We start from the raw sequence: 12052 nt of genomic DNA, 5'->3' as shown, positions 1-12052 counted from the left end.
GGCGGCCGGACTGGTGTCAAGTTTAGAGCAACGTGCCGCTGAGGATGACCAGCGCCACCGAGAAATAGATGACGAGACCACTCACATCCACCAGCGTCGCGACGAACGGGGCCGATGCGCTTGCCGGGTCCAGACGCAGGCGCTGGAGAATGAAGGGCAGCATCGAGCCACAGACCGAGCCGAAGGTGACGATACCGATCAACGCTGCAAAGACGGTGAAGCCAACCAGCAGCCAGTGTTCGCCGTAGTCATAAAAGCCTGCCTGCTGCCAGATGGTGAGCCGCAGGAAGCCGATGGCGCCGAGGATCGCGCCGAGAGCGAGACCGCTTGGGAGCTCGCGGAGGAGCACGCGCCACCAGTCGGAAAGCTTCAGCTCCCCGAGCGCCAGAGCACGGATGATGAGCGACGTAGCCTGAGAGCCCGAGTTACCGCCAGACGACATGATCAGCGGAATGAAGAGCGTCAGCACAACGGCCTTTTCCAGTTCCCCTTCGAAATGCTGCATGGCGCTTGCCGTCAGCATTTCACCCAGGAAGAGGGCAGATAGCCAGCCGGCACGTTTGCGGATCATGTCCATGAAGCCCATGGCCATGTAAGGCTTGCCGAGCGCTTCCATGCCGCCGAACTTGTGGGCATCTTCCGTCGTGTCGGCAATCATAGTGTCGATCACGTCATCGACGGTGACGATGCCGAGAATGCGGGCATGCTCATCCACCACCGGGATGGCGAGAAGATCGTGCTTGCGGATGAGGCGGGCGACATCCTCCTGCGACATCTGAGGATCGGCATAGACGACGCTTTCGCGCGATGCGGCGGACAGGATCGATGCCTGGGGATCGGCGGTCACGAGGCGGCGCAGCGTCACCACCTTGCTCAAGGTGCCGTCTTCGGCCAGCACATAGATGGCATAGACCGTTTCACGCGAACGCTCGACGACGCGAATGTGCGAAAGGGTCTGTTCCACCGTCCAGCTGTCCGGTACGCTGACGAACTCCGTCGTCATGATGGAGCCGGCCGTGCGTGGCGGATAGGTCATCAGATGCTGAATGGCAGCAGCCGTTGCCCGGTCCAGACGCGAGAAGAGCTTGGTGCGGTGCGCCTCATCCATCTCGGCCATCACGTCCGCCACGCGGTCGTCCGACATAAGGTTGACGAAGCGGGTGGCCTGTTCCAGTGGAATGGCGGCAATGATATCGGCAGCGTGGTGCAGTTCCGGACGGTCCAGAATGGCAACGGCTTTGGGCTGCGGCATTTTCAGCAGGGCGTCGACGGCGTCGTTGACGTCGAGTGCGTTCAGTTGCTCGACACGTTCTGCAATGGTGGAAAGACCTGCATCACCGCTGCGAAAAAGACGTGCGGCCTTGCTGGCTCTCTGGGAGAGGGTGTGAAAGTTCATGATTGCTCACCTTCGAGTCGATCCGCCGATCTCGGCGGGCCGTGGTGAGCCGACAGGAGTCAGATCAGAGCACGTCTCGCCGGTCTCGGCAAAGGCAATCGACTACTACTGTCGCTAGACATCAAACGATGCTCCGTGGATATCCGTGCCAGAAGGTTGTCGAACCCCTGCACGTGATGTGTGTGGTGCGCCTGAACCGCGTCATAGTCAAGCGGTCCAAAGATGAAATTTTGGCAAGGTTGATCTCTCCGGCAAGCAGAGCGGATTTCCCTCTGAAATCAGGAGCCTGCGTTGCGACCGGACGACGTCCGGCCATGCCTTTCCCAAATGTAGAATCTGCTTGGCGATCGAAAGCTTTTCCTGTTTCGCCCCGCCTGCATCACCCTGAGAAGCGGCTAATATACATGGTTTTGATAGGGGATATGTGCCTCTCTCCGATCGGGTTTAATCGTTGATTAACCATAACCTCGATAGGGTGGGCGACAACGTCGGCATGATGCGACGTGACGACTGTCGGTATGCTTATGGTTCGCCACCAGCTCTTCGTAGCACCCAGATTTTTAGCCTTGCTTGCCGCAACTGCGCCCGTCGCCCTTATGGCAACCTATGCGGCTGCACAATCGGTATGGACGGGCACGGCGGACAATGCCTTCGAGAATGACGCGAACTGGACGCCGGGCGCGCCCGCCGCAAGCGATAGCGCCACGGTCAGCACCGGCTCGCCGCAAGTATCGACAGGTGAGACAATCGATCGGCTGAACGTTGGCGGTGGCAACGTCACCGTCACCAACACCGGCGCACTATCCGTTACCAGCGGTACCACGATGACGTCGGGCAGCGTCACCATTAACTCTGGTGGCCTTTTGACATCGGACGTCGACCTTGTCGGCGGCAGCCTTGCTGTCGATGGTACTCTGGACGGCAAGCTCTCGCTACAAAATGGCAGCGTGACTGTGAATGGTACGCTCCGGGATGCCGTCGTCGGAAACGGAACCTCGCTTTCCAACAACGGCACGATGACAGGCGCTTCCGTCGCCTCAGGCGGCACCTTCACCAACAATGGCGGCGCGACACTCTCTACCCTGAACAACGCCGGTACGGCATCGAATGCGGGTCGTGTCGGAACGCTGCAAAACACCGACGGCAATTTCACCAACAATGCCGGCGGCGAAGTCCTTGGCAAGACGACGGTATCGGGCGGCAGCGTTACCAACAATTTCGTGGTGACGGATGTGGATGTCGCAGCCGCCGCGGCCTTTACCAACAATGTTGGCGCAACGGCTGGCAATGTCCGCAACTCAGGCACTGTCGCCAACGCCGGCACTGTGGCCTCGCTTCAAAATGATGGCGGAAGCTTTACCAACAATGTGGACGGCAGGATCAACGGCCAGACGACGATTGCTGGCGGGACGGTCACCAACAACTTCGTGGTGACGGATGTCGATGTTGCAGCGGCGGCGGCCTTTGCCAACAATGCCGGCGCGACGGCTGGTAATGTTCGCAATTCCGGTTCCGTCACCAATGCCGGAACGATCTCCTCGCTACGGAACGACGCTGGGACGACCACCAACAATGCAGGCGGCAGGATCACCGGCACGACCACGGTTGCGGGAGGCACGGTTACCAACAATTTCGTCGTCACGGATGTCGATGTTGCGGCCGCCGCCGCCTTCGTCAACAATACCGGAGCCTCCGCCGGGGCCGTTTCCAACCGGGGCGCGACCACCAACGCCGGGACGGTCGCCTCACTCGACAATCAGGCCGGGCTCTTCACCAACAATACGGGTGGAACGGTGACTGGGGCGACGACGATCAGTGGCGGTACCGTGGTCAATAACGACAGGCTCGGGAATGTTCAGAACCGAGCAGGTGGCAGCTTCATCAACAACCTCGGTGCGACAGTGGATGCCGTCGTGAATGCAGGAGCGGCGACGAATGACGGCACGGTCGCATCTCTCACCAACGCCGCCGGGCGCTTCACCAACACAGGGACCATCGCCGGTCAGGCCGCCATCACAGGAGGCGAAATCACAAACGACGGCACGATTTCCGGCACCGTGGACATCTTCGATGGCGGTCTGTTGAGCGGTACCGGTGTGTCGGGCGGTCTGCTGGTTCGCGCTGGCGGGGTGCTCGCGCCGGGACCCGGCATCGCGACGATGACTGTCAGCGGCGATGCAACCTTTCAGGCGGGGGCCATCTATGATGTCGATATCGATTCCACCGGTCGCTCCGATCGTCTCAATGTCTCCGGCACGGCGCGTCTGCAGGGCGGTGTGGTCGAATTGCGTGCAGCAAGCGGCACTTATGGCCTTTCGACAAACTATCAGATCCTTACGGCTGGCCTGGTCGTCGGCGCTTTCGATCAAGTGACCAGCGACTTTGCCTTTCTGTCGCCGACGCTCACCTACGGGTTAACATCTGTTGATCTGCATCTTGACCGCAACGCGGTTCGCTTTGCGGATGTTGCGCGCACCTCCAACGACCGCGCGGCAGCCGGCGCCATTGAAGAGGCGGGGATTTCGAACACACTGTTTCAGGCGATCCTGCCCCTGGATATCCAGACTGCGCAGAATGCCTTTGCCCAACTCAACGGCGAGATCCACGCCTCGCTCAAATCCGCTCTCATCTCGGACAACCTGTTGCTGCGCGAAGCGATCCTTGACAAGACCAACCGCCTTACGAGCGAAGGCGACGTTGCGGACGCCAGCATATGGGCGACAGGCCTTGCCTCAAGAGAGGCTTTCGCGGGCAATGACACAGCGGGCGCTCTCGATATCAACAGAGCCGGAATGGTGATCGGCGGCGACGCTCCGATTTCAGACGATTGGCGCCTCGGCGGTGTCCTGGGCTACAGCACGCTTGACGCCGCCGCCGGAGCAGAGGCCCAGTCCTACCACCTTGGACTCTACACCCATGTCGAGATGGAGCCGTTCAGTTTTACCGGCGGCGCCATCTATACGCGAAACGAGATCGCGACACGCAGGAACGTCGCCTTCGGTACGTTTTCCGATGTGCTGAGGGCCTATTACTCCCGCACTACGTCGCAGCTATTTGCTGACGTGGGCTGGACCTTCGAGGCAGATAAACTTCTTTTGCAGCCCTTCGCGGGTCTTGCTTACACGGCAATCGACGGAGGAGAGATCCGCGAGGACGGAGGAGCGGCAGCACTCGCCATCGAGGACAGGTCTTTCGATACGACCACCTCCACCTTGGGTCTGCGCTTCTCAACCGATCTGGAGATGGGCGAGGTGCCGGTTCTCCTGTCAGGCATGGTCGGCTGGCGCCACAATTTCGGCCAGGCGGCATCCTTCGCGGTGGCGCGCTTCGATGGTGGCAGTCCCTTCATGCTGGAAGGGATCGGTGTGCCGGAGGATACGATGGTGGTAAAGGCCGGTGTTACCGTCCATCTGTCAAAATCGGCGCGTTTGATGTTGAGCTACAGCGGCGACTTTGCCAAAGGATACAGCTCGAACGCTGCCCTTGCCAACCTCACGGTCAATTTCTAGCAAATTCGATTCCCACAGCATCTCGCGCAAAAGTGGTCCCCGGTTCTGCAATCACGACATCCGACAAAACACAGAGCGAAAGCGTAAGGAGCGAATCTGAAGGGTCGCGACACGCTTCAGACGCTGCGGAGTTTTTCCTGCCGCTCCAGAGCAACAGCAACGATGAAAACCAGCAGTCCGGCAAAGGACAGAATAGCGCCGACATAGCCGGTAGACGCGTAGCCATATCCAAGCGCGATGACCAAGCCGCCGAGCCAGGCACCCAGGGCGTTGGCGATGTTGAAGGCCGAGTGGTTGGAGGCGGCGGCAAGCGTCTGCGCATCGGCTGCCACATCCATCAATCGGGTCTGGACGGCGGGGCAGGCGGCAAAACCGCAGCCGATCAGGAAGACGCAGAGGCACAGCATATAGGGATTATGCGCCGTCAGCCCGAAGATTGTCATCAGGACGACGTTGAAGGCCAGCATGCCGCCGATCGTGCCGTTCAAGGAGAGGTCTGCAAGACGCGAGCCGACGACATTGCCGACATTCATGCCGATGCCGAAGAGTGCCAGCACGATGGGCACAGCGGAAACCGGCATCATGGCGACATCCGTGGTGGTCTTGGCAATGTAGCTGAACACGGCGAACATGCCGCCGAAACCGACGGCGGCGATGGCCAGCGACAACCACACCTGGACACGGCGGAAGGCGCCGAGTTCGCGCCACACACTGGCACCGTCCTGCACCTTGTCGCGGGGCTGGAACAGGAAGAGAAGCGCTACCGTCAACAGCGCAATGCCGCCCACCATCAAGAAGGCTGCCCGCCAGGAAAACAGCTGACCGAAGAAGGTCGCAAGCGGCGTGCCGAGAAGCGTGGCGATGGTGAGCCCCAGCATGACCCGACCGACGGCACGAGCACGCTTGTGAATCGGCGCCATCGATGCGGCCACAAGCGCAGCAACGCCAAAATAGGCGCCGTGCGGCAATCCGGAGACGAAGCGCAGAGCAGTGAATGTCCAGAAGTCCGGCGCAAGGGCGCTTAGGATATTGCCGGCAGCAAAGAGGCCCATCAGCGAAAGCAGAAGCACGCGGCGTGTCAGGCGCGCGGCAAGAACCGCGATGATCGGCGCGCCGATGACGACGCCGAGCGCATAGGCCGTAATGACGTGGCCGGCGACGGGGACGCTGACCCCGTAGGTCGTTGCCACCTCCGGCAAGAGGCCCATGATCGCAAATTCACCCGTACCGATGCCAAAGCCGCCGGCGGCAAGCGCCAGTTCGATGAGCGCGATGGAAAGGGGTGAGAGACTGGTCTGCGCCGACAGCGCAACAGCATCGTCTGCCGCTTCGGAACGGTTTTCGCGTGGACTGCTTTGGCTCATGGGTTTCCTGGCTGCGACGGAACGCTGCCCATACAAAGAGACGTTCACGAAGAAAAAAGGGCAAGATCGACATTGCCGATCTGCCCTGACTGGAGATGCTGGTCACCAAAATGACCTTATGTTGCTTCTATCATGTTTTTGTGCGTCGCGGTAGTGTTTGATTCTACGAATTCCGGATTGACCGACTGCCGATGGAACCCTTTTGACGCTCGGCGATTTAGGTCGCGCTTCGTGCACAAGAACTGGATGGATAGATGAGGCTGGTTGCGATCTTCAACCGCGATGGCGGAACGTTCAAGACCACCGATCTGGACGCTTATTGCGACCATGCGCGGAAGGTATTTTCAGAGGCGGGTCACCAGATCGAATGCCGTCTGGTTTCCGGCAAGGACATCGTTCAGGAGATGGAGCGGACTGCTGATGATGCAGGGCTCGACGGCCTGATTGCCGGTGGCGGCGATGGCACCATATCTGCTGCGGCAGGTATCGCCTGGAAACACGGCATTGCCCTCGGTGTGGTGCCGGCGGGGACCATGAACCTTTTTGCGAGATCACTGAAATTACCGCTCGATATATGGCAAGCGGTGGATACCCTGGCCCAAGGCCATGTGCAGAACGTCGATATCGCAAGCGCCAATGGCCATCCCTTCGTCCATCAGTTCTCCGCGGGACTGCACGCGCGCATGGTGCGCTACCGCGACCGCATGCAATATGCCTCAAGGCTTGGAAAAATCCGGGCCAATATCCGCGCAGCCGTGAGCGTCGTATTAAATCCGCCGGCCTTCGACGTGGAATTCACTGTTGCCGGTGAAACCCAGCACCGGAAGGTTTGCGCCATCTCGGCCTCCAATAATGAATTCGGCCCCAACCCTCTGCTGGTAGCGGATGACATTACCCGTGGCCGCCTCGGGTTCTATGTCGCTGATGCCTTGAGCCCCTCTGGCGTCGCGCGTCTTGCGATCGATATCATGCGCGGCAGGCTGAAGGAAAACGCGGCGGTCACGGCCATGGCGGTCGAACGTGCCGAGCTGCATTTTCCCAAGAGGCGGCATGACGTGCGCTGCGTCATCGACGGCGAACTCTTGCCGATGAAGCGCGATGTCGAGCTCAAAATTCACGCCGGTGAACTGAAGGTCATCGTCGCCAAGGACTTTGCCAACGTCTGATCCGGGCTCTAGACCGTCCTTTAGCACGCAAAAGCGCGCTGTAACTCTTTGAATATACGTATCGCGCTTACCCGAAAGGGGATACCCATTTTCGGCCCGATGCCGTAGCCGTCGCTTGCAAAATCAACAACCAGCGGCCATGCTTCCTGTTATCAGATCAGGGAGCACACAGGGCGTGAACGATTTATCGAGACCAGTCTCCAACCTCGCTGCCATCGACGCTGCACATCATCTTCATCCCTTTTCAGACATGGGGAAGTTGAATGCGACAGGCACGCGCATCATCGAGCGTGCCGAAGGCGTCTTCATCTATGACAGCACCGGCAAGAAATATCTTGATGCCTTTGCCGGTCTCTGGTGCGTCAATATCGGCTATGGTCGCCGCGAGATTTCCAATGCCGTGGCACGGCAGATGAACGAACTGCCCTACTACAACGCCTTTTTCGGTACCACCACACCGCCCGCGGCTCTCCTGGCGCAGAAGATCGCCTCCCATGCCGGGCCGGCTATGGACCACGTATTCTTCACCAATTCCGGTTCCGAGGCTACAGACACGTGGTTTCGCATGGCGCGGGTCTATTGGAAGGCACTCGGTCACCCGACGAAGACGAAGGTGATTGCACGGCGCAACGGCTATCACGGCTCTACGGTTGCCGGTGCTTCGCTTGGCGGCATGACCTGGATGCACGAGCAGGGCAATCTGCCGATCGAAGGCGTTAGCCATATCGGCCAGCCCTACTGGTATGCGGAAGGCGGCGATCTCTCACCAGCGGAGTTCGGCCTCAAGGTGGCACGTGAGCTGGACGCCAAGATCGATGAACTGGGCGAGGAGAATGTCGCTGCCTTCGTCGCCGAACCCATACAGGGAGCAGGTGGCGTCATCGTCCCGCCAGAAACCTATTGGCCGGAGATTGCCCGCATCTGCAAGGCGCGCAATATTCTGCTGGTCTCCGATGAGGTGATCTGCGGCTTTGGGCGATTGGGCTCCTGGTTCGGCTACCAGCACTTCGGTTACGAGCCCGATCTCGCACCGATCGCCAAGGGCCTGTCATCCGGTTATCTGCCGATTGGCGGTGTGCTGGTATCGGACCGCGTGGCCGAGGTGATGCTGACGGAAGTCGGCGATTTCAACCATGGTTTTACTTATTCAGGCCATCCGGTCTGCGCTGCGGCGGCTCTCGAAAATCTTCGTATCATCGAGGCGGAAGGACTGGTCGAGCGGGTGCGCGATGATATCGGCCCGTATTTCACGCAAGGCTGGCAGAGCCTGCTGGACCACGAGGTGGTGGGCGAGGCAGCCAATGTCGGCCTGATGGGCGGCTTGCAACTGACGGCCGACAAGGCGACGCGCAAGCGTTTCGACAAGCCGGACGATATTGGCGCCATGGTCCGCAACCACTGCCTGGACAATGGGCTCGTGATGCGCGCCACCGGCGATCGCATGCTGGCGTCTCCCGCCTTGACCATCAGCCGCGGCGAGGTCGATCAGATTATTGAAACACTGCGCAAGGGGTTGAACCACCTGCGCGACACCACGGAAGTTTGACGATGGCCGATCACGAGCACCGCTATACCCTCAAGGTCACATGGTCGGGAAACCGCGGGACGGGCACATCCGGCTACAGGGAATATGATCGCGATCATGTCATCTCGGCAGATGGAAAGCCGGATATTGCCGGCTCTTCCGATCCGGCCTTTCGCGGCGACCCGGCACGCTGGAATCCGGAGGAACTGCTGCTTGCCTCCATCTCCGCATGTCACAAGCTCTGGTATCTGCATTTCTGCGCTGTCTCAGGCGTGGTGGTCAGCGACTATGTGGATGAGCCCGAGGGCACCATGGTTTTGAAGCGGGACGGCGCAGGTCATTTTACCGAAGTGGTCCTAAAGCCTGTGATCACCCTCGCCAAGGGAGATCCACAGACCGCACGAGAACTCCACGCCGATGCGCATGAAAAATGCTTTATCGCCAACTCGGTCAACTTCCCAATCCGGGTCGAGCCGACGATCAAATCGCGTTAATTGGATTGGGCAGTCTCGAGGGAATAGTAGAACGTGTGACTACGGCCAGAAGCGCCATAGGGCACGTTGACATGACGGATGTCTGTTGGTGCCGGAAGTGAAACGCGCTCAGCAAGCGAAGCGAGTGCGTCCTTGAAATCCTCAGGCGACTCCCCGTCGTCCTTCGTATCGACTAATAGGATAACCGCGCCAGCCGGCCAGAGCGCGGGGATCGTCTCGATATCGGTATCTGTTGTTACAACCATAGCATCGGGAAACTGGATTTTCAGGTTTCCACCCGCAAGCCCACCGAAAGCAATGACATAGTCAGGCTTGAACGGACCCTCATGGCGAAGCGTTTCGGCAAATCCGTCATAGGGAATGTGGACTAGCGAGTATCGCTCGAAATGGGGAGAGATCAGCCCGCGTGCGAGGAGAACGCCGAGGAAACCAATGGCCAGCGTGAAGGTGGACGTCAGCATCGGCTTGAGCTTTCGCTCACCGGACAGACCCGCGGCCTGTACTTTGAGACAGAGGTATAGCGGCCACAGCAGCACATAAACGGCAAGCCATTTTTGCCGCATATGCGTGATCCCCATGGCCAGGACCATCAACAGCACAAAGATCATCGAAAAAAGAATGATGCGACCGACAAGGCGTGTGGACTGATCGCTCGCTCGGAAAATTGCTTTGATGTCGCCGAAATAGAGAGCGGCACAGATTGCTGAGGGCAGAGCGACGCCCTTCAGGAAGGCGAGAAGGAGATCAAGCGATCCATCGACAGCATAAAGCGTGGTGCTATCGCTGATGTCGCGCATTTCGCGTGTTGTCTGTGTGGTGGCGATATCGAAATGATTCACCACCCAAAGACAGTGCGGTAGCACAAGCGCAACGGCTGCGCCGATCGTCAGCAGCATGCGCCATTCAAAGAGCCGCTGACGCAGTTCCTTGTCCATTGCGATGGCAACGACGGCTGCAAGTGGAACGAAGACGAAGTTATATTTGGCAATCGCGCCGATGCCGATGGCAAGCCCTGTCAGGAGATACCCGCCAACATTCGGAGCCTTCAGCGTCATGAAAAGCGCGTAAGAAAACAGGGCGACGGAAAACAGTGCCAGAACCGTATGGGTCAAATCCCTCTGCGCCATGACGAAGACAGTGGGCATCGTCAGCACGCCGAGCGTTGCTATATTGGCGAGTGTCCTATCGCGCAGCAAAAGCCTGGCTGTCAGCCAGAAGAACAAGCAACAGAGGAAAAGCAGCCCATTCTTCAACAGGCTGAGCGACGCGATCGACGGGCCGACGAGCACGTTTACGCCGTGCTGCAGCCAGGTGTAGAGGAAGGGTTGAGAGCCGTATCCGAGCAGCAGATGCTGGGACAGAAGAGCCTGTTGGGTTTCGTCAATTTCCAGCGCCGAGGAACGGACAATGCGGACGATAAAAGCAAGGAGGAAATATCCTGCAATCAGGATCAACGTTAAATCGAGATTGCGGGAGAAAACCTTGCGCATCGTGTCAGGTCTCGTCTGAGGTGAAGGTCTTGCTGACAATGTAATTCGGCGTGCGGTCGTCGCGGTAATAGAGGCGGGCGATCATTTCCGCCAGGATCCCCGTGGTGATGAATTGCAGGGACGAGAGCGACAGGACCACGCACACCATCAGAAGCGGGCGTGTGCCGATGTCATTGCCAAGGATGAACTTTTCGATGAAGAGATAGGCCATGATGACGACAGCAAGCGCGCCGAGGCCAAGGCCGAGAGAACCGAAGAAATGTCCTGGCCGCGCCCTGTAGCGCATGAAGAACATGACCGACAATAGATCGAGGATGACGCGGAAGGTCCGGGAGATCCCGTATTTCGATGTGCCGAACTGGCGCGCATGGTGGGTGACCGCCATTTCGCCGATCCGGCTGCTCGGCACGACGCCCGCCACCCAGGCGGGGATGAAGCGATGCATCTCGCCCATCAGCTTGACCTGCTTGATGACCGAGGTGCGATAGATTTTCAGGCTGCAGCCGTAATCATGCAGACGCACGCCGGTGATGCGGCCGATGAGCCGGTTGGCAATCCAGGACGGGATTTTGCGGAGCACCAGCCCATCCTGGCGGTTCTTGCGCCAGCCAACGAGAAGATCGAGCTCACGCCGTTCGAGTTCGGCCACCAGCATCGGAATGTCTTTTGGGTCGTTTTGCAGATCGCCATCAAGGGTGGCGATCAGTCGCCCTTTTGCGGTGTCGATGCCCGCTTGCATCGCGGCCGTCTGGCCGAAATTGCGCTGAAGGGCAACGATCTTGAGATCGAGCCCATCGCGACCAAGATAGGATTTGGCATTGACGATCGTCGCATCCGTGCTGCCGTCATCCACGAGGATCAGTTCCCACGTGCCAGGATAGCTTGTCATCGCGTCAAGAACGCGCTCTATCAGAGGGCAGACGCTTTCTTGCTCATTGAAAATTGGCACGACAAGCGATAATTCCGGCGCAGTGCTCGTCGGGATTTCGCTTCGAAGGGCTGTCGGTGTGGGCACGAGGCTTCCCCGGTAAGACTTTATTAAGACGCTCAATTTCGGGATATGCGTCACCACGCCAGTTGTCCAGTTAGGCCGTCATTTGAAAGACAA

General features: G+C 59.1%; 8 protein-coding genes. 4 read left to right on the top strand and 4 right to left on the bottom strand.

Annotated features, from left to right (window positions below):
- Nucleotides 1-22: 22 nt before the first annotated feature.
- The gene (gene mgtE / locus AC07U5_RS10310) at nucleotides 23-1396 is read right to left on the bottom strand and encodes a magnesium transporter (protein ID WP_062425706.1); all 1374 of its coding nucleotides are present in this window, start codon (nucleotides 1394-1396) and stop codon (nucleotides 23-25) included.
- Nucleotides 1397-1899: 503 nt separating this feature from the next.
- Between mgtE and AC07U5_RS10305 the strand changes: the two genes are divergently transcribed.
- Entirely contained in the window at nucleotides 1900-4905 is a 3006-nt protein-coding gene (locus AC07U5_RS10305) for an autotransporter outer membrane beta-barrel domain-containing protein (RefSeq protein WP_494722932.1), read from the top strand.
- Nucleotides 4906-5021: 116 nt separating this feature from the next.
- On the opposite strand, the gene AC07U5_RS10300 is transcribed toward AC07U5_RS10305, so the two are convergent.
- Nucleotides 5022-6269: an MFS transporter gene (locus AC07U5_RS10300; protein ID WP_494722931.1), complete on the bottom strand. Its 1248-nt coding sequence runs from the start codon at nucleotides 6267-6269 to the stop codon at nucleotides 5022-5024.
- 254 nt (nucleotides 6270-6523) lie between these two features.
- Between AC07U5_RS10300 and AC07U5_RS10295 the strand changes: the two genes are divergently transcribed.
- From AC07U5_RS10295 to AC07U5_RS10285, 3 genes are all read left to right on the top strand, one after another.
- Nucleotides 6524-7435, top strand: coding sequence for a diacylglycerol/lipid kinase family protein (locus AC07U5_RS10295; RefSeq protein ID WP_111847756.1), 912 nt, complete (start codon nucleotides 6524-6526; stop codon nucleotides 7433-7435).
- A gap of 175 nt (nucleotides 7436-7610) precedes the next feature.
- Nucleotides 7611-8981, top strand: a complete 1371-nt coding sequence (locus AC07U5_RS10290) for an aspartate aminotransferase family protein (protein ID WP_494722930.1) — start codon at nucleotides 7611-7613, stop codon at nucleotides 8979-8981.
- 2 nt (nucleotides 8982-8983) lie between these two features.
- The gene (locus AC07U5_RS10285; RefSeq protein ID WP_333630983.1) at nucleotides 8984-9454 is read left to right on the top strand and encodes an OsmC family protein; all 471 of its coding nucleotides are present in this window, start codon (nucleotides 8984-8986) and stop codon (nucleotides 9452-9454) included.
- Here AC07U5_RS10285 and AC07U5_RS10280 read toward each other — a convergent pair.
- Both AC07U5_RS10280 and AC07U5_RS10275 read right to left on the bottom strand, forming a co-directional pair.
- Complete coding sequence (locus tag AC07U5_RS10280) at nucleotides 9451-10944, bottom strand: ArnT family glycosyltransferase (RefSeq protein ID WP_494722929.1); 1494 nt, start codon at nucleotides 10942-10944, stop codon at nucleotides 9451-9453. The two genes, AC07U5_RS10285 and AC07U5_RS10280, sit on opposite strands and share 4 nt — an antisense overlap.
- A 4-nt stretch (nucleotides 10945-10948) precedes the next feature.
- A complete protein-coding gene (locus AC07U5_RS10275) occupies nucleotides 10949-11959 on the bottom strand; it encodes a glycosyltransferase family 2 protein (RefSeq protein WP_062425699.1) in 1011 nt (336 codons plus the stop codon).
- Nucleotides 11960-12052: the final 93 nt, after the last annotated feature.

The sequence above is a fragment of the Agrobacterium sp. GW821-FHT02D03 genome (genome assembly GCF_059421725.1).
The sequence above is the reverse complement of the archived record's forward strand: the minus strand, read 5'-3'. Positions and strand labels throughout refer to the sequence as shown.

Bases quoted from the DNA above. Each gene is read 5' to 3' on its own strand.
- mgtE (WP_062425706.1), bottom strand. From the start codon at position 1,396: ATGAACTTTCACACCCTCTCCCAGAGAGCCAGCAAGGCCGCACGTCTT.
- AC07U5_RS10300 (WP_494722931.1), bottom strand. From the start codon at position 6,269: ATGAGCCAAAGCAGTCCACGCGAAAACCGTTCCGAAGCGGCAGACGAT.
- AC07U5_RS10295 (WP_111847756.1), top strand. From the start codon at position 6,524: ATGAGGCTGGTTGCGATCTTCAACCGCGATGGCGGAACGTTCAAGACC.
- AC07U5_RS10285 (WP_333630983.1), top strand. From the start codon at position 8,984: ATGGCCGATCACGAGCACCGCTATACCCTCAAGGTCACATGGTCGGGA.
- AC07U5_RS10280 (WP_494722929.1), bottom strand. From the start codon at position 10,944: ATGCGCAAGGTTTTCTCCCGCAATCTCGATTTAACGTTGATCCTGATT.